Annotated in this window: 21 protein-coding genes; 9 read left to right on the top strand and 12 right to left on the bottom strand. The window is 70.2% G+C overall.

Features of this window, described 5'->3' with window-relative positions; translation table 11 throughout:
* Positions 1-43: 43 nt before the first annotated feature.
* The 4 genes from ACWD4O_RS03445 to ACWD4O_RS03430 all read right to left on the bottom strand — a co-directional run bounded on the left by ACWD4O_RS03445 (position 44) and on the right by ACWD4O_RS03430 (position 3,402).
* A complete protein-coding gene (locus ACWD4O_RS03445) occupies positions 44-550 on the bottom strand; it encodes a GNAT family N-acetyltransferase (RefSeq protein ID WP_451276999.1) in 507 nt (168 codons plus the stop codon).
* 84 nt (positions 551-634) lie between these two features.
* Entirely contained in the window at positions 635-2,263 is a 1,629-nt protein-coding gene (gene mctP / locus ACWD4O_RS03440; protein ID WP_451276996.1) for a monocarboxylate uptake permease MctP, read from the bottom strand.
* Complete coding sequence (locus tag ACWD4O_RS03435) at positions 2,260-2,526, bottom strand: DUF3311 domain-containing protein (RefSeq protein ID WP_451276994.1); 267 nt, start codon at positions 2,524-2,526, stop codon at positions 2,260-2,262. The genes mctP and ACWD4O_RS03435 overlap by 4 nt, the downstream gene beginning before the upstream one ends.
* 111 nt (positions 2,527-2,637) lie before the next feature.
* A complete protein-coding gene (locus tag ACWD4O_RS03430) occupies positions 2,638-3,402 on the bottom strand; it encodes a GntR family transcriptional regulator (protein ID WP_451276992.1) in 765 nt (254 codons plus the stop codon).
* A gap of 342 nt (positions 3,403-3,744) precedes the next feature.
* On the opposite strand from ACWD4O_RS03430, the gene ACWD4O_RS03425 reads away from it, so the two are divergent.
* The 4 genes from ACWD4O_RS03425 to ACWD4O_RS03410 all read left to right on the top strand — a co-directional run bounded on the left by ACWD4O_RS03425 (position 3,745) and on the right by ACWD4O_RS03410 (position 8,533).
* Complete coding sequence (locus ACWD4O_RS03425) at positions 3,745-5,025, top strand: extracellular solute-binding protein (RefSeq protein ID WP_451276990.1); 1,281 nt, start codon at positions 3,745-3,747, stop codon at positions 5,023-5,025.
* 150 nt (positions 5,026-5,175) lie between these two features.
* On the top strand, positions 5,176-6,159 hold the full coding sequence (locus ACWD4O_RS03420; RefSeq protein WP_451276988.1) for a carbohydrate ABC transporter permease: 984 nt from the start codon (positions 5,176-5,178) through the stop codon (positions 6,157-6,159).
* A complete protein-coding gene (locus ACWD4O_RS03415) occupies positions 6,156-6,995 on the top strand; it encodes a carbohydrate ABC transporter permease (protein WP_451276986.1) in 840 nt (279 codons plus the stop codon). The genes ACWD4O_RS03420 and ACWD4O_RS03415 overlap by 4 nt, the downstream gene beginning before the upstream one ends.
* Positions 6,996-7,003: 8 nt before the next feature.
* Positions 7,004-8,533: a glycoside hydrolase family 3 protein gene (locus tag ACWD4O_RS03410; RefSeq protein WP_451276984.1), complete on the top strand. Its 1,530-nt coding sequence runs from the start codon at positions 7,004-7,006 to the stop codon at positions 8,531-8,533.
* A gap of 83 nt (positions 8,534-8,616) precedes the next feature.
* On the opposite strand, the gene nagB is transcribed toward ACWD4O_RS03410, so the two are convergent.
* On the bottom strand, positions 8,617-9,402 hold the full coding sequence (gene nagB, locus ACWD4O_RS03405) for a glucosamine-6-phosphate deaminase (protein WP_451276982.1): 786 nt from the start codon (positions 9,400-9,402) through the stop codon (positions 8,617-8,619).
* A 475-nt stretch (positions 9,403-9,877) separates the two neighbouring features.
* Between nagB and ACWD4O_RS03400 the strand changes: the two genes are divergently transcribed.
* A complete protein-coding gene (locus ACWD4O_RS03400; protein WP_451277716.1) occupies positions 9,878-11,344 on the top strand; it encodes a sensor histidine kinase in 1,467 nt (488 codons plus the stop codon).
* Positions 11,345-11,572: 228 nt separating this feature from the next.
* Here ACWD4O_RS03400 and ACWD4O_RS03395 read toward each other — a convergent pair whose 3' ends face one another.
* Together ACWD4O_RS03395 and ACWD4O_RS03390 are read right to left on the bottom strand one after the other, a co-directional pair.
* A complete protein-coding gene (locus ACWD4O_RS03395; protein ID WP_006380970.1) occupies positions 11,573-11,830 on the bottom strand; it encodes a WhiB family transcriptional regulator in 258 nt (85 codons plus the stop codon).
* A 321-nt stretch (positions 11,831-12,151) separates the two neighbouring features.
* Positions 12,152-13,120: a diacylglycerol/lipid kinase family protein gene (locus ACWD4O_RS03390; RefSeq protein ID WP_451277714.1), complete on the bottom strand. Its 969-nt coding sequence runs from the start codon at positions 13,118-13,120 to the stop codon at positions 12,152-12,154.
* 148 nt (positions 13,121-13,268) lie between these two features.
* On the opposite strand from ACWD4O_RS03390, the gene ACWD4O_RS03385 reads away from it, so the two are divergent.
* Entirely contained in the window at positions 13,269-13,709 is a 441-nt protein-coding gene (locus ACWD4O_RS03385; protein WP_451276980.1) for a hypothetical protein, read from the top strand.
* Positions 13,710-13,755: 46 nt separating this feature from the next.
* Here the strand turns inward: ACWD4O_RS03385 and ACWD4O_RS03380 are convergent, their stop codons facing one another.
* The 3 genes from ACWD4O_RS03380 to ACWD4O_RS03370 form a co-directional block, all read right to left on the bottom strand.
* Positions 13,756-14,904 (bottom strand): RNA polymerase sigma factor SigF, encoded by a 1,149-nt coding sequence (locus tag ACWD4O_RS03380; RefSeq protein ID WP_451276978.1) that lies wholly within the window; start codon positions 14,902-14,904, stop codon positions 13,756-13,758.
* Complete coding sequence (locus tag ACWD4O_RS03375) at positions 14,901-15,314, bottom strand: ATP-binding protein (RefSeq protein ID WP_020130755.1); 414 nt, start codon at positions 15,312-15,314, stop codon at positions 14,901-14,903. Before ACWD4O_RS03375 ends, ACWD4O_RS03380 begins: the two co-directional genes overlap by 4 nt.
* Positions 15,315-15,621: 307 nt before the next feature.
* Positions 15,622-15,882, bottom strand: a complete 261-nt coding sequence (locus ACWD4O_RS03370) for a UBP-type zinc finger domain-containing protein (protein WP_358801172.1) — start codon at positions 15,880-15,882, stop codon at positions 15,622-15,624.
* 60 nt (positions 15,883-15,942) lie between these two features.
* Between ACWD4O_RS03370 and ACWD4O_RS03365 the strand changes: the two genes are divergently transcribed.
* On the top strand, positions 15,943-17,538 hold the full coding sequence (locus ACWD4O_RS03365; RefSeq protein ID WP_451276975.1) for a Na+/H+ antiporter: 1,596 nt from the start codon (positions 15,943-15,945) through the stop codon (positions 17,536-17,538).
* 21 nt (positions 17,539-17,559) lie between these two features.
* Here the strand turns inward: ACWD4O_RS03365 and ACWD4O_RS03360 are convergent, their stop codons facing one another.
* The gene (locus ACWD4O_RS03360) at positions 17,560-18,447 is read right to left on the bottom strand and encodes a 1-aminocyclopropane-1-carboxylate deaminase/D-cysteine desulfhydrase (RefSeq protein WP_451276973.1); all 888 of its coding nucleotides are present in this window, start codon (positions 18,445-18,447) and stop codon (positions 17,560-17,562) included.
* A gap of 170 nt (positions 18,448-18,617) precedes the next feature.
* Here ACWD4O_RS03360 and ACWD4O_RS03355 point away from each other — a divergent pair, with 170 nt between their 5' ends.
* Positions 18,618-20,024, top strand: coding sequence for a family 2B encapsulin nanocompartment shell protein (locus tag ACWD4O_RS03355; RefSeq protein ID WP_451276971.1), 1,407 nt, complete (start codon positions 18,618-18,620; stop codon positions 20,022-20,024).
* Positions 20,021-21,139: a family 2 encapsulin nanocompartment cargo protein polyprenyl transferase gene (locus ACWD4O_RS03350; RefSeq protein ID WP_451276969.1), complete on the top strand. Its 1,119-nt coding sequence runs from the start codon at positions 20,021-20,023 to the stop codon at positions 21,137-21,139. Before ACWD4O_RS03355 ends, ACWD4O_RS03350 begins: the two co-directional genes overlap by 4 nt.
* A gap of 172 nt (positions 21,140-21,311) precedes the next feature.
* Here the strand turns inward: ACWD4O_RS03350 and ACWD4O_RS03345 are convergent, their stop codons facing one another.
* A complete protein-coding gene (locus ACWD4O_RS03345; RefSeq protein ID WP_451276967.1) occupies positions 21,312-21,914 on the bottom strand; it encodes a TetR/AcrR family transcriptional regulator in 603 nt (200 codons plus the stop codon).
* Positions 21,915-22,034: the final 120 nt, after the last annotated feature.

The following is a 22,034-nucleotide window of genomic DNA, read 5'->3' as shown; positions in this document are numbered from 1 at the left end:
GCCCGGCTGTCGTGTCACCCCCAGATGTTGTGTCGCGCTGGTTTCAGAGCGTCAACTTGTAGGCGAGGAGAGTGATGTCGTCCAGGTGCGGCAGGGGATTCCAGTCCCGCTCTGGTGTGCGGACGAAACCGAGACGTTCGTAGATGCGGTGGGCGGCCGCCATGGTGCGCTGGGTCGACAGGACGACGGCCGTGCAGCCCTCCGCGGCCCGCGCCCGGTTGAGGCAGGCCCGCACGAGGGCCTCGCCCGCGCCGCGGCCGCGCGCCTCGCGCGCGACCGCCAGCATCCGTATCTCGGCCTCGCCGGGGCGCGCGATGTCGGCCATCGCACCCCCCGAGGGGACGAAGGTCACTCCGCCGAGGACCGCGTCGCCCTCCACGGCGACCAGCACCTCGGCGGCGGCCGTACGTTTCGCGACGTCCCTCAGCTCGTGGAGGTACTCGTCGCTCTCGCCGAAGTCGAGCAGCCCGTCGTCCAGGTAGGCGCGGGCCGTGAGTTCGCCGAGGGCGTCGTGCTCGGTGGGTCGTACTGCCCGGATGTGGATGTCCATGCCAGGCAGTGTGCGACACGCACAGGGCGGAGGGCCGCCGGATGTCTCCGACGGCCCTCCGCGTGCTTCGCCCGGTTCCTCGGGTCAGTGACCGGCGTTCGCCGTCGCCGGGGGCAGTTCCTTCTGGACGCCCGGGTCGCCGGCGTCCGCCGTGTAGTCCTCCGGCTTGGTCTCGTCGATGCCTTCCGGAGCCTTGAGCGCCTTCAGGGCGAAGGTCAGGACCACCGTGACGGCGACGTTCAGGACGAACGCCGTCAGGCCGATGTAGCCGATCTCGCCGAGGCCCGGGATCTCCTTCGACGAGCCGCCGAAGTGCTTCTGGGTCGGGGAGGCGACGCCGTACGCGGCGACCGTGCCGTAGAGCATGCCGACCGCCCAGCCGGCGAGCAGGGCCCAGCGGTGGAACCAGCGGGTGAAGAGGCCGCCGACCAGGGCCGGGAAGGTCTGCAGGATCCAGATGCCGCCCAGCAGCTGGAAGTTGATGGCGACGGTCTTGTCCATGGTGAGGACGAAGACCAGGGCCCCCACCTTCACCAGGAGCGAGACCAGCTTGGAGACCCTGGTCTCCTGCGCGGGCGTCGCGTCCGGCTTGATGAAGTCCTTGTAGATGTTGCGCGTGAAGAGATTCGCGGCCGCGATCGACATGATGGCCGCCGGCACGAGCGCGCCGATGCCGATCGCCGCGAACGCCACGCCCGCGAACCAGGCCGGGAACATGTCCTCGAACAGCTGCGGGATGGCCAGCTGCCCGTTGGTGACCTTGACCCCGGCGGCGATCGCCATGAAGCCGAGCAGCGCGAGCAGGCCCAGCATCAGGGAGTACAGCGGCAGGATCGTGGTGTTGCGGCGGATCACCTCACGGCTGCGGGAGGAGAGCGTCGCCGTGATCGAGTGGGGGTACATGAACAGCGCGAGCGCCGAGCCCAACGCCAGCGTCGCGTAGGTCCACTGACCGGGTTCGCCCGGCGCCAGCGCGCCGCGCGGCTTGCCCGTCGCCGGGTTGGTCTGGCTGAACGCCTCGCCCGCCTTGGCGAAGATGTCGTCGAAGCCGCCGAGCTTGATCGGGATGTAGATGATCGCCACCGCGATGACGATGTAGATCAGCGTGTCCTTCACGAACGCGATCAGCGCGGGGGCCCGTAGGCCCGAGGAGTAGGTGTAGGCGGCCAGCACGCCGAACGCGATCAGCAGCGGCAGGTCCTTCACGAACCAGTTGGTGTCCTCGCCGCCGCCGACGCCCATCACGTCGAGCACCGCCTGGATGCCCACGAGCTGCAGCGCGATGTATGGCATCGTTGCCAGGATGCCGGTGACGGCGACCGCCAGCGACAGGCCCTTCGAGCCCCAGCGGCCGCGCACGAAGTCGGAGGTCGTCACATAGCCGTGCTTGTGGGAGACCGACCACAGGCGGGGCAGGAACGTGAAGATCAGCGGGTAGACGAGGATCGTGTAGGGCACCGCGAAGAAGCCGGCCGCGCCCGCCGCGTAGATCGCCGCCGGGACGGCGACGAAGGTGTACGCGGTGTAGAGGTCGCCGCCGAGCAGGAACCAGGTGACCCAGGTGCCGAACGACCGGCCGCCCAGGCCCCATTCGTCGAGGCTGTTCTCGTTCTCGGCCTTGCGCCAGCGCGCGGCCAGGAAGCCCATGGCCGTGACGGCCAGGAAGAAGAAGATGAAGACGGCGAGTGCCACGCCGTTCACGCCGTCGTTCATTCCGCCGCACCCCCGCTCCGGGTCCTACGGCCGCGCTGGTCGATCTGCCACAGCTTGTACGCGGTCACCGTGAGCGCGGTGGACAGCAGCACCCACAGCATCTGGTACCAGTAGAAGAAGGGGATCCCGATGAACGCCGGATCGACCTTCGCGTACGAACCCACCCACAGCATCGCCACGAACGGCGCGAACAGACACAGGGCGATGACGACGCGCACAGGCGTCACCACCGGCTCCTTCGGCACTTCCGGGGCATCTGACATCGGCGGCTCCATCCCCTCGCTGATCGCCTTGATCACCGTTGTAATGCGCAGGCAATGTAAGGGACGAATAAGCGCAGCGGAAGACCGCCTCCGTATACGACTACAAGATCCTCACTCGGTGGGCCGCTTCAGGCGTGCGACGAACTTGTACCGGTCGCCCCGGTACACCGACCGGACCCACTCCACCGGCCGGCCCTCCTTGTCCAGCGAGTGGCGGGAGAGCATCAGCATCGGCAGACCCACGTCGGTGCCGAGCAGGCCGGCCTCGCGCGGGGTGGCCAGGGAGGTCTCGATGGTCTCCTCGGCCTCGGCGAGATGGACGTCGTAGACCTCGGCGAGCGCGGTGTACAGCGACGTGTACCTGGCGAGCGACCTGCGCAGGGCGGGGAAACGCTTCGCCGACAGATGGGTCGTCTCGATCGCCATCGGCTCGCCGTTGGCCATGCGCAGCCGCTCGATGCGCAGCACGCGCCCGCCTGCCGTGATGTCGAGCAGCTCGGCGAGCCGGTCGTCGGCGGTGATGTAGCCGATGTCCAACAGCTGAGACGTCGGTTCCAGACCCTGGGCGCGCATGTCCTCGGTGTACGAGGTGAGCTGGAGCGCCTGGGAGACCTTCGGCTTGGCGACGAACGTGCCCTTGCCCTGGATGCGCTCCAGCCGGCCCTCGACGACCAGTTCCTGCAGCGCCTGCCGGACGGTCGTGCGCGAGGTGTCGAACTCGGCCGCCAGCGTGCGCTCGGGCGGCACCGGGGTGCCCGGGGACTGTGTCTCCGTGATGTCCAGCAGGTGCTTCTTGAGGCGGTAGTACTTGGGCACACGCGCGGTACGGACGGTCGCCCCACCCTCGTTCTCCGCACTGCTGACGTCGGTGCTCATGGCCTGCCTTCCCGGCTGCGGATGCGGTCACATCGTGGCACGGCAGCCTATCGGGCGGCCCGCGCACTCCGTGATCCCTTCTGTATACCGTCGCCGCCTCTTCTGGTCTAGTCCACCAGGGCAAGTGGTCTACCGGAGCCGTGTCTTCCGGGGGTGATGTTTTCGACGGCTTCTTACTTAAAGGTTCCTGCATATGTAGGTCCCATAACGGCTGGTCAAAGGCGTTTCGGCCACCCTTGACAGGCGTATTGGTCTCAGCCAAGCTCTGCGCACTGGTCTACACCATTGGTCCAGGTCCCGGCTGGTGGGCGGGGGGGTGTGGGCATCCCTGAGGAGGATGGCGTGAAGCGCAAGCTGATAGCCGCGATCGGTATCGCGGGCATGATGGTGTCCATCGCGGCGTGCGGGGACGACGGCGGCAGCGGGGACTCGAAGGGCTCCGACGCGAAGGAGCTCACCGTCTGGCTCACCGTCGACGCGCAGAACAACTGGCCCGAGCTGGTGAAGGCGGCCGACGCGGCGCTCGTGAAGGCGCACCCCGGCGTCAAGATCACCCACGAGTACTACGGCTGGCCGGACAAGAACGCCAAGCTCGACGCGGTCCTCGCCACCGACAAGGCCCCCGACGTGGTCGAGATGGGCAACACCGAGATGCTCGGCTACATGGTCAAGGGCGCGTTCGCCCCCCTCGACGCCTCGAAGTTCGACAACTCCTCCGCCTGGCTGGACGGCCTCAAGGAGTCGGTGACCTACGACGGCAAGACCTACGGCGTGCCGTACTACGCCGGCGGCCGCGTCGCCAACTGGCGCAAGGACGTTTTCGCCGCGGCGGGCGTCAAGTCCACGCCGAAGACCTACGCGGAGCTGACCGCGGCCCTGGACAAGGTCCAGAAGAAGGAGGGCGACAAGTTCTCCGCCTGGTACCAGCCCACCCGCGACTGGTACGCGGCCATGTCCTTCGTCTACGACGCCGGCGGCTCCATCGCCAAGGAGGACGGCGGCCAGTGGAAGGCCAGCCTGTCCTCGCCCGAGTCCATCAAGGGCCTCACCGACTTCAAGAACGTCGTCGACAAGTACATGCACGGCGACAAGACCAAGGACGAGTCCGACCGTTACATCGTCTACGGCCAGGGCAAGTCCGGCATGATCTTCGCCCCCGCCTGGGAGGGCGCGACCGCGGCGGCCAAGGAGAACGACAAGACCGGCAAGCTCGCCGGCAACGTCGAGAACTTCGTGATGCCCGGCCCGTCCGGCAAGAACCTCCCGGTCTTCCTGGGCGGCTCCGACCTCGCCGTCCCGGTGAAGTCCAAGGCGCAGGACCTCGCCGCCGAGTGGATCAACGCCTTCACCGGCCCCTCCGGCCAGAAGGGCCTGATCGCCAAGGGCAACCTGCCCAACAACAAGACCGACCTCGCCACCCTCAAGAACGACCCGGCGACCGCCGTCCCGGCCACCGCCGCCGAGTCCAACTGGTTCGTCCCCATGGCCCCCGGCTGGGGACAGGTCGAGAAGGCCCAGGTCCTGCAGACCATGCTGCAGAGCATCGGCACCGGCAAGCAGACGGTCGAGGCCGCCGCGAAGGAAGCGGACGCCGCCATCGACAAGGTCATCAACACCAAGTGACCTGAGGGCAGGGCCCCGCGACGCGCCGGGCCCTGCCTCCCCCCCCGAACGACTTGAACGACCTGAACGACCCGACGACTCGAACGACCCGAACGACTCGTACGGGACTTCGCCTTCGTACGACCCGAGGGACCGCTGAGGAGCGCGCGGATGAGTGCCGCAGACACGACCACCCCTGCCAAGGCGCCGCCGACGCGGCCGTCGCCCCCACCGCCCGCGCCACCCAGAAGACCACGGGCGAGACGTTCACCCGCCGGCACTCCCTGGCTGCTCCTCGCCCCCTGTCTGCTGATCCTCGCCCTGGTCATGGGCTATCCGCTGATCCGGCTGGTCACCCTCTCCTTCCAGAAGTTCGGGCAGTCCCAGCTCTGGGGCTTCCAGCCGGCCGAGTCGGTCGGGTTCGACAACTTCGCGGGGGTGCTGGGCGACGGCGAGTTCTGGCAGGTCGTCGTCCGCACGATCGTCTTCGCGGCCGGCTGTGTGATCCTCACGATGGTCCTCGGCATGCTGATCGCCCTGCTGCTCCAGCGGGTCTCCGGCTGGGTGAAGACCCTGATCAACATCGCGCTGGTGGCCAGCTGGGGCATGCCCGTCATCGTCGCCACCACGGTCTTCAAGTGGCTGTTCGACTCCGACTACGGCATCCTCAACGCGGTCCTGAGCAAGCTGCCCGGCGTCGAGCTGATCGGCCACAACTGGTTCGCGAGCGGACCGCAGGGCCTGGCCGTCATCATGCTGCTGGTGATCTGGGGCGCGGTCCCCTTCGTGGTCATCACCCTCAGCGCCGGCCTCACCCAGGTCCCGGCCGAACTGGAGGAGGCCGCCCGCCTCGACGGCGCGGGCTCCTGGGGCGTCTTCCGGTACGTCACCCTGCCCATCCTCAAGCCGATCATCGTGATGCTCACGACCCTGTCGGTCATCTGGGACATGGGTGTGTTCCCGCAGGTCTTCGTGATGCGCAACGGGCATCCCGAGGCCGAGTTCCAGCTCCTGACGACGTACTCCTACGACCGCGCGTTCGTGGTCAACGACTACGGACAGGGCTCGGCGATCGCCCTGATCACCGTGCTGCTGCTGCTCGGGGTGGTCGCCGTCTACATGCGTCAGATGCTGAAGATCGGAGAGGTCGAATGAGCAGCACGGTTTCCGCTCCGCGGCGGTCGAAACTCGGCTGGAACCTCGTCGGTCTGCTGGTCTTCGCCGTCGTCGGCTTCCCCGTCTACTGGATGCTCAACACGGCGTTCAAGCCGGCGAAGGACGCCATCGACCCGGACCCGAGCCTGCTGCCGACGGGCTTCACGCTCTCCAACTTCAGCCGCGCGCTGAACATCGCCGACTTCTGGGGCCCGGTGGGCCGCAGCCTGATCGTCTCCCTGGCGGTCGTCGTGATCGGCGTCGTCGTCGGGATGCTGGCCGCCCTCGCCATCTCCCGGTTCGCCTTCCGCGGCCGCAAGATCGTGATCGTCGGCATCCTGGCCGTCCAGATGGTCCCGCTCGTCGCCATGATCATCCCGGTCTTCCTGCTGCTGAACGACCTGGGCCAGTACGACAAGCTCACCGGTCTGATCATCACGTACCTGACCTTCATCCTCCCCTTCACGGTGTGGACGCTGCGCGGCTTCATCGTCAACATCCCGAAGGAGCTGGAGGAGGCCGCGATGGTCGACGGCTGCTCCCGCACCGGCGCCTTCGTCCGCGTCGTCTTCCCCCTCCTCGCCCCCGGCATGGTCGCCACCTCGGTCTACGGCTTCATCCAGGCCTGGAACGAGTACCTCTACGCCCTGATGCTGCTCAGCCAGAAGAACCAGACCGCGACCGTCTGGCTCGGCAACTTCACCACCAAGCACGGCACCGAGTACGCCCCGATGATGGCCGGCGCCACGATGATGGCCCTACCGATCGTCGCCCTCTTCCTCCTCGTCCAGCGCAAGATGGCCGCGGGGCTGACCGCGGGCGCCGTGAAGGGATAACGCCCCCGATGACCACATTCGCCAGCGGCACCACTGCGTCCAACAGAGACAGGCTCACGCGCGACGCCCTGACGGTCCTGCAGCCCGGTTTCCCCGGCACCACCGCCCCCGACTGGCTGCTGCGCCGGCTCGGCGAGGGCCTGGCGTCGGTGGGACTGTTCGGCAGGAACATCACCTCACCCGAACAACTCGCCACCCTGACCGCCCAGTTGCGCGCCGAACGCGGCGACGTCCTGGTCGCGATCGACGAGGAGGGCGGAGACGTCACGCGCCTGGAGGTGCGCACCGGCTCCAGCTTCCCCGGCAACCACGCGCTGGGCGCGGTGGACGACGTCTCCCTCACGCTGGCGGTCGCCGCCGAACTGGGCCGCCGGCTCGCCGAGTGCGGGGTGAACCTCAACTGGGCCCCGTCCGCGGACGTCAACTCCAACGCCGCGAACCCGGTCATCGGGGTCCGCTCCTTCGGCGCCGACCCCGACCTGGTCGCCCGGCACACCGCCGCCTATGTCACCGGCCTGCAGTCGGCGGGCGTCGCGGCCTGCACGAAGCACTTCCCGGGCCACGGCGACACGGCGGTCGACTCCCACCACGCGCTCCCGCGCATCGACGCCGACCCGGCGGTCCTCGCGGAACGCGAACTGACCCCGTTCCGCGCGGCCATCGCCGCCGGCAGCCGTGCCGTCATGACCGCGCACATCCTGGTCCCCGCCCTGGACCCCGCCCGACCGGCAACGTTGTCCCCCCGCATCCTCACCACCCTCCTGCGCGAGGAACTCGGCTACGACGGTCTGATCGTCACCGACGGCATGGAGATGCAGGCCGTGGCCGCGACCTACGGCATCGAGCGCGGCAGCGTCCTCGCGATCGCCGCCGGCGCCGACGCCATCTGCGTGGGCGGCGGCCTCGCGGACGACGAGACCGTGCGCCGCCTGCGCGACGCCCTGGTCACGGCCGTGCGCACCGGAGAACTCCCCGAACAACGCCTGGCAGAGGCGGCGGAGCGCGTCCGCGCGCTGGCCCGCTGGACGGCGACGGAGGCCAAGGCCGACGGCGGCGCCGGCCACACGCCTGACGGCCCGGCGCACGCCGGGCGCGCCGATGTCGGCCTGGTCGCCGCCCGTCGGGCCCTGCGCCTCACCGGCGGCGATGTGTTCACGCCGCTCGTCGAGCCCCCGTTCGTCGCCGCGTTCACCCCGGTCGCGAACATCGCCGTCGGGGACGAGACCCCGTGGGGCGTGGCCGCGGAGCTGCTGCGACTGCTGCCGGGGACGGAGACGGCCGGCTTCGCGGGCGCGGACGCCGGGCACGCGGCGCTGGTCGCGGCGGGGGAGCGGCGCATCGTCGTGGTGGTCCGCGACGAGCACCGGCACCCCTGGATGACGACCGCCCTCGACACCGTCCTGACGGCCCGCCCGGACACGATCGTCGTCGAGATGGGCGTCCCCCAGGCCCCGCCGCGAGGCGTCCTGCACATCGCCACCCACGGCGCGGCCAGGGTCTGCGGCCGCGCGGCGGCGGAGGTCATCGCGGGCGCGTGAGGTCTTTGCGGGCGCGTGAGGTCTTTGCGGCACGACGAGGCGCCGGTTCCCCCGAAAGGAACCGGCGCCTCGTCGTGCCTCGCCTAGATCCCCTGCCAGCCGGGCTTGTTGACGAAGGTGTGGCGGAAGTAGTCCGCAAACTTCAGCTTCGACGCCGCCCCCTCGTCGACGACGACCGTCGCATGCGGGTGCAGCTGGAGCGCCGAGGCCGGGCACACCGCGGCGACGGGCCCTTCGACGGTCGCCGCGACCGCGTCCGCCTTCCCTTCGCCCGTCGCGAGCAGCACCAGGTGCCGCGCCTCCAGGATCGTGCCGATGCCCTGGGTGATGACGTGGTGCGGGACCTGCTCGATGTCGCCGTCGAAGAAGCGCGCGTTGTCGACGCGGGTCTGCTCGGTCAGCGTCTTGATCCGGGTGCGCGAGGCCAGCGAGGAGCAGGGCTCGTTGAACCCGATGTGTCCGTCGGTGCCGATCCCGAGCAGCTGGAGGTCCACCCCGCCGGCCTCGGTCAGCTCACGGTCGTAGCGCTCGCAGGCGCCCTGCACGTCCTCGGCCGTGCCGTCCGGGCCGAGGAACGCCTCCAGGCCGATGCCCAGCGGCTGCAGCACCTCGCGCAGCAGCACCGAGCGGTAGGACTCGGGGTGCTCGGCGGGCAGCCCCACATATTCGTCGAGCTGGGCGATCCGCGCCCGCGCGGTGTCCACCGCGCCGGCGCGCGCCTTGGCCGCGAGCGCCTCGTAGATGGGCAGCGGGGTGGAGCCGGTGGCCACGCCGAGCAGCGCGTCCGGCTTGCGCCGCAGGAGCTGTGCCATGGCCTCGGCGATGAGCTCGCCACCCGACCGGGCGTCCGAAACGATGACAACTTCCACGCTGGCCTGCCGTTCTCGTATCGCTGCGTATCCGCTATGTGGTTTAGACCAATCTAGCAGGGCTCCCCGAAATTGCCCCTCGTATCTCACTCCGTGGAGGAACCCCTACAGGCTAGGCTGCGTTGTGGACGGTAGGGCATGGACACCCCTAGTGGTCTAGTCCACAATGGATGGTGCGGAAACAGCACAAGAACCTCCGTCTTCCCCGCACAGGAAGGCGGATCGAGGACCCGGAGCTCTCTGCCCTGACTGCCCCGGCTCCTCACCTTCGGCCTGTGGGACCGCACACCCCGCTCGCCGTATTGCTCCGGGCTGCGGTGCCGGGAGGGCTGAGGGTCCCTCTCAGGCGCCGCGGCCCGCGGGTGTTTCCGGGCCTCTTCCCGGACCGCTTCCCGGGCCGCTGAGCGGATCGCGCGCCGTTCGGCGCATTTAGGCCCCCGACAAACCCACAGGTACGCTCGCAGACGTGCCCTCCATGAACGAACTCGTACGCCAGCACACCGCACTCGACGACTCCGACCTCGAGTGGCTCCACCTGCTGGTCTCGGAGTGGCAGCTGCTCTCCGACCTGTCCTTCGCCGACCTGGTCCTGTGGGTCCCCACCCGCGACGGCACCCGCTATGTCTCCGTCGCCCAGATGCGCCCCAACACGGGCCCCACCTCCTACCAGGACGACATGGTCGGCCACCTCGTCCCGCGCGGCCGCCGCCCCCTGCTGGACGCCGCCCTGGACGAGGGCCGGATCGTCCGCGAGGGCGACCCGGAGTGGCGCGAGGAGGTCCCCGTACGGGTCGAGTCGATCCCCGTACGGCGTGAGGGCCGGGTCCTCGGCGTCATCGCCCGCAACACCAACCTGCTCACCGTGCGCACCCCGAGCCGCCTGGAACTCACCTACCTCCAGAGCGCCTCCGACCTCGCGCAGATGATCGCGGCCGGCTCCTTCCCGTTCCCCAACCAGCAGATGGACATGGACGCGGCCCCGCGCGTCGGCGACGGCCTGATCCGGGTCGACGGCGAGGGCATCGTCCAGTACGCCTCCCCGAACGCGCTGTCCGCCTACCACCGGATGGGCCTCGCCTCCGACCTGGTCGGCCAGCACCTGGGCCTGACCACCGCCGAACTCGCCCCGACCCGGGGTCCGGTGGACGAGGCGCTCGCCAAGGTCGCCAGCGGCTGGGCGCCCCGCGAGTTCGAGATCGAGGCCAAGGACGGGGTCATCCAGTTCCGGGCGATCCCGCTCAAGCCCAAGGGCACCCGCATCGGCGCGCTCGTCCTGCTCCGTGACGTCACCGAACTGCGCCGCCGCGAGCGCGAGTTGATCACCAAGGACGCGACCATCCGGGAGATCCACCACCGGGTGAAGAACAACCTCCAGACGGTGGCCGCCCTGCTCCGTCTGCAGGCCCGCCGTATCGAGTCCGAGCGCGGCCGTGAGGCCCTCGAAGAGGCCGTCCGCCGGGTCGGCTCGATCGCCATCGTGCATGAGACGCTGTCCCAGAACCTGGACGAGCGGGTGGAGTTCGACGAGATCGCCGACCGGGTGCTGGCGATGGTCGCCGAGATCTCACCGGGCAAGGTCGCCGGCCGACGCACCGGACGCTTCGGCATCCTGGACGCCGAGGTCGCCACCCCGCTGTCCATGGTCCTCACTGAGATCCTCCAGAACGCCCTGGAACACGGCTTCCGCGAGGGCGAGACCGGCACGGTCGAGGTCTCCGCGGTCCGCGGCGGCGGCACGAAGGAGGCCCGCCTCCTCGTCACCGTCCAGGACGACGGCGTCGGCCTCCCCGAGGGCTTCGACCCGCACACCTCCGGCAACCTCGGCCTGCAGATCGTCCGGACGCTGGTGGAGGGCGAGTTGGGCGGCACCTTCGACATGGTCCCGGCACCGGACCGCGGCACGCAGGTGATCCTGGACATCCCGGTGGTCTCGCAGAAGTGACCCGCAGAAGCAACTCGCGGAAGCAACTCGCGGAAGTGAGCAGAGGTAAGAGGTCCGTAAGGCCGGCTGCGCACAGCAAGAAGCCCCGGACCGTTCAGGGGTCCGGGGCTCGAATGCTCGTTGCCAGCTTGTGCTGCGCATCGGGGGTACTGCGCGCTGCGGCTCGGGGGCGGGAGATGCGTACTCGCTGTACGCGCCGCCAAGCTCAGGCTTGTGGGGCGGGTGTTGTCAGGCGGTGGCCTGACGGGCCCGGTTGCGGGCGGCGCGACGCTTCATGGCACGGCGCTCGTCCTCGCTGAGACCACCCCAGACGCCGGAGTCCTGGCCGGACTCGAGCGCCCACTGCAGACACTGCTCCATAACCGGGCAGCGACGGCAGACGGCCTTGGCTTCCTCGATCTGCAGCAGCGCAGGACCGGTGTTGCCGATGGGGAAGAAGAGCTCGGGGTCTTCCTCGCGGCAAACGGCGTTGTGACGCCAGTCCATGGCTGCTACCTCTCCTTGGTATTACGTGCAGGTTGCTTGTGAATGTGAACGCTTTCACGAATCCCTCAACAAGTGAAGGGCCAACCCGCCAGCATGACTGGCGTGGTCCTGTGTGTTTGAAGAGGGGTTCCGGTGATCAGTGGATGCCGGTGTTGCGGGCTGTCCCGATCGCCACGTAGAGACTCGCAAACCTCAGCGGCGGATACAACCCCTACCGGAAAGTTTTTTTTGATTCCTCGGTGTCGACTAGGTCACAGCCGTACTTCCATGGGGTGGATCCTGGCCTAAACGTTCGAGTGAAAGGACTTCAGCCCTTTCTGCTCACACAATCACACGCAGTGCACGGCGTACGCCTGTGAACGTCACGCTCGTTCGCAGCCCCAGGTGGTCGCCGTCCATCTGGAGGGGCAACGGGACCTTCGAATGCAAGGTGAACTGGTCCAGGTCGTGCAGCGACACGGCATGCCTGCCGTGCGGTCCCCGTTCGGGGGACGAAGTGAGCATCTGGGTGCCATATCGGGCAACCGCGACGGTGGACAGACGGCTGAGACCGAGTACGTCGAGCCCTGTATCGAACGAGGCCTTAGGCGACGCGTACACCGGGCGATTGCCCAGATAGGTCCACGGAGCCGTGTTGCAGACTATGGACAGCACCAAATCGGTCACCGGCTCCTCACCCGCCCGCTCCAGGGTGATCGACCCGTGCCGGCGCTGTGATTCGCCCAACAATTGGCGGACGGCCTGCCGGAGGTAAAGAGCGTGTGTGGATTTTCTGCCGCGCTCCCGCTGCTGCTCCACCCGGCCCACCACTCCGGCGTCGAAACCGAGCCCGGCGTTGAAGGTGAACCAGCGCGAGGGCACCGCCTCGTCCTCCGTGCCGGGCGTGCCCGAGGTCAGACCGAGCCCGACCGTGCGCTCGCTGTTCTCACGCAGAGCGTCCAGCAGGGCGCCGGTGGCCTCCACCGGGTCGTTGGGCAGACCCAGGGCGCGGGCGAAGACATTGGTGGAACCGCCGGGCACCACCGCGAGGCCGGGCAGGTTGCCCGGATCCGGGCCGTCGTGCAGAAGGCCGTTGACGACCTCGTTCACCGTGCCGTCGCCGCCGAGGGCGACCACCAGGTCGACGTTTCCGCTGTCCGCGGCCTGCCGGCCCAGGTCACGTGCATGACCGCGGTACTCGGTCGTGACCGCCTCGAGCTTCATCTCGCTCGCGAGCGCGTGGATGAGGACGTCGCGCGTCCGTGCACTCGTAGTGGTTGCCGCCGGATTGACCACGAGAAGTGCACGCATGAGTTGCAGCGTACCTACTGGGTGGTACCGGGCACAGGCCGAGGTGGGGATCGGGTAAGACATCACGGAGTGAGGCTGGACACGAGCGCCGTGCACCCGCGCGTGGGCGGCCCGAGGTCCGCCGGCGGGTGCGGGCTACCCTTCAGGGGTGAGCAGTGAGCAGACCCCCGCCGCCCCGGAAACCGCAGAACCCCGCCCCCGCCGGCTGACGTACGCCGCCGCGCTCGTCGCCCTGGAGGGGCTGGCGCTGGTCGTCGGCGGGGTGTGGATGCTCGCCCTGGGGATCACCGGTGAACCGGACGACCGTCAGCAGGCCGTCACCGGCGGGATCACGCTGTTCGTGCTCGCGCTGCTGCCGCTGCTCGCCGCCCGTGGACTGCTGGGGCTGCGCGGCTGGAGCCGGGGGCCCGCCGTCATCACGCAGATCATGGCGCTGCCGGTGGCCTACAACCTGTTGCAGGCCGACAGCATGGCGATCCCGGCGGGCATCGCGCTCGCGGCCGCGGCCGTCGCCTCGCTCGTGCTGCTCGTCAACGGGGAGACGACGCGGGCCCTCGGGATCCGGGGGCCCGGCCGCACATCGGAGTGAGCGTTGCTCTTCGGCTGCCTCTCGACCACTCCTCGACCGCTCTCGACTACTCCTCGACGAGGAGCTTCTCCCGCAGCTGGGCCAGCGTGCGCGCCAGCAGCCGGGAGACGTGCATCTGCGAGATGCCGACCTCCTGCGCGATCTGCGACTGGGTCATGTTGCCGAAGAACCGCAGCAGCAGGATCCGCTTCTCGCGCGGCGGGAGATCCTCCAGGAGCGGCTTGAGCGACTCCCGGTACTCGACGCCCTCCAGCGCTTCGTCCTCCGCGCCGAGGGTGTCGGCGACCGCGGGCGACTCGTCGTCGGTGTCGGGGACGTCCAGGGAGAGCGTGGAGTACGCGTTGGCGGACTCCAGGCCCTCCAGGACCTCCTCCTCCGAGATCGCCAGCTTCTCGGCGAGCTCGTGGACCGTGGGGGAGCGGCCGTGCTGCTGAGACAGCTCGGCCGTCGCCGTGGTCAGCGCCAGGCGCAGCTCCTGGAGCCTGCGCGGCACCCGCACCGCCCAGCCCTTGTCGCGGAAGTGCCGCTTGATCTCGCCGACGACCGTCGGGGTCGCGTACGTGGAGAACTCCACGCCCCGCTCCGGGTCGAAGCGGTCGACCGACTTGATCAGGCCGATGGTGGCGACCTGGGTCAGGTCGTCCAGCGGCTCGCCGCGGTTGCGGAAGCGGCGCGCGAGATGCTCGACCAGCGGCAGATGCATCCGGACCAGCTGGTTGCGCATCTCCGCGTACTCGGGACTGCCGTCCCTCAGGCCGCGCAGCTCGACGAACATCGCCCGTGCCCCGCTGCGGTCCCCCGGTGCGGGGGGCGCCGGGGTCGCCGGCGGCGCCGGTGGTGCCGGTGGGGGTGGTGGTTCGTGCTGCGTGCCCGGCACGCTCTGTTCGCCGTCTCGCTCGTGCTCGCTCATCGTCCCGCCCGTCGCCCTCTGTCGAGCCCTCGCCTCTGCTCGGCCTGGGGGCGAGCCCCCGTTACGCCTCTCCTGAAGCGAGCCCTGCACGGCGCCTTCCGGCAGCTCCGTCCGTACGCAGGCCGAGTCGTCCTCCGGATGCGGCCGGGCCTGCTCGGGGATGCCGTCGACACCGTCCGCCATACGTCGGGAACCGTCCGGAGAGGCTGGCATCTCGGCGTTGTCGGCCGGCAGCTCCCGTGTGCCGCGCTCTTCGTCCCGCACCGGCCCGTCCCCGTTCCTCACGCCGGCCCGGGTCCCGCGCCGCGTTGTTTGTAGAGGCTGATCGTCACGGTCTTGTCCTCGTCGACGGCGGAGGACACCTTGCCCGCGAGGGCGGACAGGACGGTCCAGGCGAAGGTGTCGCGCGAGGGGGCGTGTCCGTCCGTGGTCGGCGCCGAGACGGTGACCTCGAGCGAGTCGTCGACGAGTCGGAACACGCAACTGAGAACCGAGCCGGGCACGGCCTGCTGGAGCAGGATCGCGCAGGCCTCGTCCACCGCGATGCGCAGGTCCTCGATCTCGTCCAGGGTGAAGTCCAAACGGGCCGCGAGGCCGGCCGTGGCCGTCCGCAGCACCGACAGGTAGGCACCCGCAGCCGGCAGCCGGACTTCCACGAAGTCCTGGGTCGCGGGCTCGCCTGCGATCTGGGACACCCTCACCTCCAAGGTGGTACAAGCTTTTCGGGGCCGAGGGTCGCCCCCCGGGGTAACGCGTGTGTGGTGCAGCGGTGACGCTATCGCGCTCTCAAGTTTCCTGTTCCCGGGACCCCAACCCCCTGGTCGTCACTCACAGTAAAGCTGTGAACACGCTCCGTGTCTAGAGGTCTGCGGGCCCAAATGGGAAGAGGGCGCGCCGGGTTGACGTACCCAGGCGTCAGATGGTCGAACCGTACCCGCCGGACGGCCGGGGCGTCTCATGAGTTCAACGGTCGCACCACCTCAGAAGTTCACGCGAGCACGGTCAAACCAGGACGTGGTCGACGAAGCACCAGCGCCAGTTCTCACCGGGTTCGAAGGTGCGCATCACGGGATGGTCGGACTCCTTGTGGTGCTCCGTGGCGTGCCGGCTCGGCGAGGAGTCGCAGCAGCCGACGTGCCCGCACGTCAGGCACAGCCGCAGTTGTACCGGGTGGGTGCCGTCTCGCAGACACTCCAGACACGTCTCGCTCAGCGGGACGGGTTCGGGGTGGGGCAGCGCGTCGGAGTGCGTGCACTGTTTCATGATTGCCAGATTACGACGGCCGTGCGGACGACCGCGCGAAAAGACGAGGGCGGGGGAGACATGGACGTGATGCCACTGCTGTTGCTGGTGGCCGGCAGCGCCGCGATCGCGGCGGCCGCCCGGCGCACGCCGGTGCCCGCGCCGCTGCTGCTGGTGGCGGTCGGCCTGCTGGTGTCGTACGTGCCCGGGGTCCCGGACTACACCCTGGACCCGGACGTCGTCCTGCCGCTGCTGCTGCCGCCGCTGCTCTACACGTCGGCCACCGACAGCTCCTACCTCGACCTGCGTGCCCAGATGCGGCCGGTGGCCCTGCTGTCGGTCGGCTACGTGCTCTTCGCGACCTTCGCCGTCGGCTGGGCCGCCTACCTGCTCGTCCCGGGGCTGCCGCTGACGGCGGCCCTGGTGCTCGGCGCGGTGGTGGCGCCCCCGGACGCCGTCGCGGCCACGGCGGTGGCGCGCCGGGTCGGCCTGCCCTCCCGGATCACCACGATCCTCCAGGGCGAGTCCCTGCTGAACGACGCCACCGCGATCACCGCCTACAAGGTGGCCCTCGCGGTGGTCGTCGGCGAGGGCGCCTCCTGGGCCGGCGGCATCGAGGAGTTCCTGGTGGCGTCGGTCGGCGGTACCGCCGTCGGCCTGATCCTGATGGCCCCGCTGCACTGGCTGCGCACCCACCTCAAGGAGCCCCTCCTCCAGAACACGCTCTCCCTGCTGATCCCCTTCGTCGCGTACGCGGCCGCCGAGCAGTTCCACGCCTCCGGCGTCATCGCCGTGGTCGTCGTCGCGCTGTACCTCGGCCACCGCGCGTGGGAGGTCGACTTCGCGACCCGCCTCCAGGAGGAGGCCGTGTGGAAGATGGTCGCCTTCGTCCTGGAGTCGGCGGTCTTCGCGCTGATCGGCCTGCAGCTCCCGGTCGTCCTGAGGGGCCTCGGCGACTACGAGGGACCGGACGCCGCCTGGTACGCCGTCGCCCTCTTCCTCGTGGCCGTCGTGGTGCGCTTCCTGTGGGTGTACCCGGCGACCTTCCTGCCCCGGCTGTCGGCACGCGTGCGTGCGCGGGAGGCGAACCCGACCTGGCGGGGGCCGATCGTGATCGGCTGGGCCGGCATGCGGGGCGTGGTCTCGCTCGCCATCGCCTTCTCCATTCCGCTCACCGTGGACGACGGCGAAGCGCCCTTCCCGCACCGCAACCTCATCCTCTTCCTCACCTTCACGACGGTCATCGGCACCCTGGTGGTGCAGGGCCTGACGCTGCCCCCGCTGATCCGTCTGCTGAAGTTCCCCGAGCCCGACCCGCAGGCCGCGACCCTCGCCGAGGCCAACGCCCAGGCACAGGCCTCCCGGGTCGCCGAGGAGCGCCTGGACGCCCTCCTCGCCGACGAGCGCAACGCCCTGCCCCCACCCCTCGCCGACCGCCTGCACAGCGTCCTGGAGCGCCGCCGCAACGCCGTCTGGGAGCGGCTCGGCCAGGTCAACCCGATCACCGGCGAGACCGTCGACGACACCTACCGCCGCCTCTCGCGCGAGATGATCAGCGCCGAGCGCGAGATGTTCGTCCGGCTGCGCGACGGCCGCTACATCGACGACGAGATGCTCCGCACCCTGCTGCGCCGACTGGACCTGGAGGAGGCGGCGGCCTACCGGGAGACGACGTGAGCGGCGCTCACGCGGTGCGGCTCACGCGGTGAACGGTGAGCCCGTCACGACGGCCGCGAGGCGGGTGCCGGGCGGGAACGCGCCCTCCTCGGCCAGGGAGACAAGGGCGTAGAGCGACTTGGCGACATAGAGACGCTCGACGGGGATGCCGTGGCGTCGCTCGAAGTCCGCCGCGAAGGCCTCCAGCTCGGGGGTGACGCGGGCGTATCCGCCGAAGTGGAAGCGCTCGTCGAGCCGCCACTGGCCCCGCCGGCCCCCGAACGCCTCCTCCTGGAGCGCCTGTATCTCCGCGCCCAGGAAACCGCCCCTGAGGACCGGGACGCCCAGCGCCCGCTGGTCGGGGGCGAGACCGGCGGCCAGGCCCGCGAGCGTGCCGCCGGTGCCACAGGCGAGGGCGACCACGTCCGCGTGGCCGCGCAGCTCCGCCCCGAGCGCCCGGCAGCCGAGGACCGCCGCCGCGTTGCTGCCGCCCTCGGGGACGACGTACGCGTCCGCCGCGTCGGCCGCGGCCGACAGCCTCGCCAGCACGTCCGGCTCGGCCTTGCGGCGGTATGTCGAGCGGTCCACGAAACGCAGCCGCATGCCGTCGGCCGCGCAGCGGGCCAGGGACGGGTTCAGCGGCCGGTCGGCCAGCTCGTCGCCGCGCACCACGCCCACGGTGGGCAGCCCCAGGAGCCGGCCGGCGGCGGCCGTGGCCCGCAGGTGGTTGGAGTAGGCGCCGCCGAAGGTGAGGAGCGTCCGCCCCGCCGCCCGTTCCAGGTTGGGCGCGAGCTTGCGCCACTTGTTGCCGATCAGCTCCGGATGGATCAGGTCGTCCCGCTTCAGCAGCAGCCGCACGCCGTGCCGTCCGAACCGGTCGTCGGCCACTTCCTGGAGGGGGGAGGGGAGGCGGGGGCGCAGGTCGGTCACCCGCTCATTGTCGAACACCGTTCGGGGAAACGTGCCTCTTCCCAGCCCTGCGGTGATCCATTCCCGCTCTTTCGGGTAATAGCACGAGCACACTCCGTGATGGAAGGGTTGCCCCCGTGAAGTGCACCGGCGCAGTTCGGCGCCCGTGCATGATTCGGGAGGCAACTTTCATGTCGGTAGGCGAAGAGGTCCGCACGGATTCGGGCAAGCCGCAGCAGAGTCTCGGCACCGCAGCCGCGCGGAACCTGGCCACCACGACCAAGTCCGCACCGCAGATGCAGGAGATCAGCTCCCGCTGGCTGCTGCGGACTCTGCCCTGGGTGGATGTGCAGGGCGGTACTTACCGGGTCAACAGGCGTCTGACGTACGCGGTGGGCGACGGCCGCATCACGTTCGTCAAGACCGGCGACCGGGTCGAGGTCATCCCGGCCGAGCTGGGCGAACTGCCCGCGCTGCGCTCCTACGAGGACGAGGAGGTGCTCGCGGAGCTCGCCCAGCGCTGCCGGCAGCGGGAGTTCGGCCCCGGCGAGATCATCGCCTCCTTCGGCAGTCAGAGCGACGAGGTCTACCTGCTGGCGCACGGCCGCGTGGAGAAGGTCGGCAGCGGCCCCTACGGCGACGACCAGGTGCTCGGAGTCCTCGCCGACGGCGCCTACTTCGGCGACCAGGCGCTGCTCGACCCGGACGCCATCTGGGAGTACACGGCCCGCGCGGACACCGCCTGCACGGTGCTGATCCTGGCCAGGCAGGACGTCGAGCAGGTCGCGGAGCGCGCCGACACCCTGGGCGAGCACCTCCGGCAGCTGCGCGCGATCCCCGAGCAGCGCACCAACAAGTACGGCGAGAAGGAAGTGGACCTCGCCGCGGGTCACGCGGGCGAGCCGGACATCCCGCACACCTTCGTGGACTACGACGCCCGGCCGCGCGAGTACGAGCTGAGCATCGCCCAGACCGTCCTGCGCATCCACTCGCGCGTGGCCGACCTCTACAACAAGCCGATGAACCAGACCGAGCAGCAGCTGCGGCTGACGGTCGAGGCGCTCAAGGAGCGCCAGGAGCACGAGCTCGTCAACAACCGGGAGTTCGGGCTGCTGCACAACTGCGAGTACGACCAGCGGATCCAGCCGCACGACGGCGTCCCCAGCCCGGACGACCTGGACGAACTGCTGTGCCGGCGGCGCGGCACCAAGATGCTGCTCGCCCACCCGCGCGCGATCTCCGCGATCGGCCGTGAGCTGAACAAGCGCGGGCTCGTCCCCGAGACGATCGACGTCGGCGGGAACCGGATCCCCACCTGGCGCGGGGTGCCGATCTACCCGTGCAACAAGATCCCCGTCACCGAGGCCCGCACCAGCTCGATCATCGCGATGCGGCTCGGCGAGCAGGACCAGGGCGTCATCGGCCTGCGCCAGTCCGGCATCCCGGACGAGATCGAGCCCAGCCTGTCCGTGCGGTTCATGGGCATCAACGAACAGGCCGTCATCAACTACCTGGTCACGGCCTACTACTCGGCCGCGGTCCTCGTGCCGGACGCGCTGGGCGTCCTGGAGAACGTCGAGATCGGCCGCTGGCGGTGACCTTCGCCACCAGGCGGACGCAGGTCAGGGGCGGGGCGCGCGAAAGGCGGAGGTCCATCGGGAGTCAGGGCGGCAGCGGTCCGGGGCCGGTCGACGGGCACGAGGCGGCGGCGATCCTGGCGGGGTCCCGGGCGTCGGTCGACCCCGCACTGCGGGCGGCGATCGACTCGTTGCCCGGCTCGATGCGCCGCATCGCGCTCTATCACTTCGGCTGGGAGCACGCCGACGGCACTCCGACGGCGGGCAACGCGGGCAAGGCGATCCGCCCGGCCCTCGTGCTCGCCGCGGCCGCCGCGCTCGGCGGCCCCGCGGCCCGCGAGGCGGCCGTCCGGGCCGCCGCGGCGGTCGAACTGGTCCACAACTTCACGCTGTTGCACGACGACGTGATGGACCGGGACACCACCCGCCGGCACCGCCCCACCGCCTGGACGGTGTTCGGCGACGCCGACGCGATCCTCGCCGGGGACGCCCTGCAGGCCCTTGCGCTGGGTCTGCTCGCCGGGGATCCGCACCCCGCGTCCGCGCAGGCCGTCGGCCGGGTCGCCGCCTGTGTGGTCGAACTCTGCGCCGGCCAGCAGGCGGACACGGCCATGGAGAGACGCGGCCCCGCCGAGATCACCCTCGACGAGGTGCTCGCCATGGCCGAGGCCAAGACCGGCGCGCTGCTCGGCTGCGCCTGCGCGGTGGGCGCGCTGTACGCCGGGGCGGCCGAGGAGGACGTCGACGCGCTGGACGCGTTCGGCCGGGAGGCCGGGCTCGCCTTCCAGCTCATCGACGACGTCATCGGGATATGGGGCGACCCCCGGCACACCGGCAAGCCGGCCGGCGCGGACCTCGCCGCCCGCAAGAAGTCCCTGCCGGTGGTCGCCGCGCTGACCTCGGGCACCCCGGCGGCCGGCGAACTGGCCGAGCTGTACGCGGCGCCCTACGAACCGGCCGACCTGGACCGCACGACGCTGGCCGTGGAGCGGGCCGGCGGCCGCGAGTGGGCCCAGGAACAGGCGGCCGACCGCATGTCCCGCGCCATGCACGAACTGGCCCGGGCGATCCCGGACCCGGAATCGGCGGGCGGCCTGCTCTCCCTGGCGGAGTTCGTGACCCGACGCAGCAACTAGCCCGACGCAGCAACTAGCCCGACGCGGCAATCAGCCCCTCTCGGCGACCGGCGGTTCCCGGCTCCGCGCGGTCGTCGGGGCGGGTCCTTCGGGGGCGGGGCCGGTGGGTCCCGCGCATCCCCACGGTGGGCGGGGCCCGCCTCCGGTCGCCGCTGCCCGCGGACCGGCCCGTTCAGGGGGCCTGCGGCGCCTCCGGCACCACCGTCGCCACGATCCGCTCGACCAGGCCCTCCGGGACGGAGACTCCCGGCAGGGCGCCGTCCAGGACGTCGGGCAGGGTCAGGTGTTCCAGGATCAGGCCGAGCATCGCCAGATACAGCACGACGACGGTCTCGTCGCCGCCGGGCAGACCCGCCTCGCGGTGGAAGTCCATGCCCTGCTGGAGGTCGCCGCGCACCGACGTGGTGAAGGAGGCGCGCAGTCCGGGGCGCCGGGTCGCTTCCAGGCGCATCTCCAGCAGGGCCAGATAGCCCGTCCGGTCGCGGGTCGCGCGGGTCGTCAGGTCGTGCATGAACGCCGCGACCAGCGAGCGGTCCCGCGGCCCGGTCAGCAGCGCGCCGAACACCTCGGGGTCGGGCGCCAGCCGTACATGCAGTCGGGCGTCGATCTGGCGCAGCAGGTCGTCACGTCCGGTGAAGTAGTTGGAGGCGGTGCCCACCGGCACCCCCGCCGCCGCGTCCACCGCGCGGAAGGTCAGCCCTCGCGCCCCTTCGTGTGCGAGCACCTCGACCCCGGCGTCGACCAGGGACGCCCGGCGCTCCGGATTTCCGGCCATGCGGAACCCACTCCCTCACTTGGCTCCGTTTCCCGAAACACCGGGAAACCCTCTTGCAACCACTACAACCGAAGTACTACAACTGGAGTGGTTCAAGCGCAGCCTACGGAAAGAGCCCTA

It is taken from the genome of Streptomyces sp. NPDC002623 (assembly GCF_053592635.1).
This window is presented reverse-complemented; position numbering and strand designations above follow the sequence as displayed.

Coding starts and splice junctions, on each gene's coding strand:
- mctP (WP_451276996.1), bottom strand. CDS start 2,263: ATGAACGACGGCGTGAACGGCGTGGCACTCGCCGTCTTCATCTTCTTC.
- ACWD4O_RS03395 (WP_006380970.1), bottom strand. CDS start 11,830: ATGGACTGGCGTCACAACGCCGTTTGCCGCGAGGAAGACCCCGAGCTC.
- ACWD4O_RS03345 (WP_451276967.1), bottom strand. CDS start 21,914: ATGGCCGGAAATCCGGAGCGCCGGGCGTCCCTGGTCGACGCCGGGGTC.
- ACWD4O_RS03370 (WP_358801172.1), bottom strand. CDS start 15,882: ATGAAACAGTGCACGCACTCCGACGCGCTGCCCCACCCCGAACCCGTC.
- ACWD4O_RS03410 (WP_451276984.1), top strand. CDS start 7,004: ATGACCACATTCGCCAGCGGCACCACTGCGTCCAACAGAGACAGGCTC.
- ACWD4O_RS03435 (WP_451276994.1), bottom strand. CDS start 2,526: ATGTCAGATGCCCCGGAAGTGCCGAAGGAGCCGGTGGTGACGCCTGTG.
- ACWD4O_RS03390 (WP_451277714.1), bottom strand. CDS start 13,120: ATGCGTGCACTTCTCGTGGTCAATCCGGCGGCAACCACTACGAGTGCA.
- ACWD4O_RS03420 (WP_451276988.1), top strand. CDS start 5,176: ATGAGTGCCGCAGACACGACCACCCCTGCCAAGGCGCCGCCGACGCGG.
- ACWD4O_RS03445 (WP_451276999.1), bottom strand. CDS start 550: ATGGACATCCACATCCGGGCAGTACGACCCACCGAGCACGACGCCCTC.
- ACWD4O_RS03355 (WP_451276971.1), top strand. CDS start 18,618: ATGTCGGTAGGCGAAGAGGTCCGCACGGATTCGGGCAAGCCGCAGCAG.
- ACWD4O_RS03415 (WP_451276986.1), top strand. CDS start 6,156: ATGAGCAGCACGGTTTCCGCTCCGCGGCGGTCGAAACTCGGCTGGAAC.
- ACWD4O_RS03430 (WP_451276992.1), bottom strand. CDS start 3,402: ATGAGCACCGACGTCAGCAGTGCGGAGAACGAGGGTGGGGCGACCGTC.
- ACWD4O_RS03365 (WP_451276975.1), top strand. CDS start 15,943: ATGGACGTGATGCCACTGCTGTTGCTGGTGGCCGGCAGCGCCGCGATC.
- ACWD4O_RS03400 (WP_451277716.1), top strand. CDS start 9,878: ATGAACGAACTCGTACGCCAGCACACCGCACTCGACGACTCCGACCTC.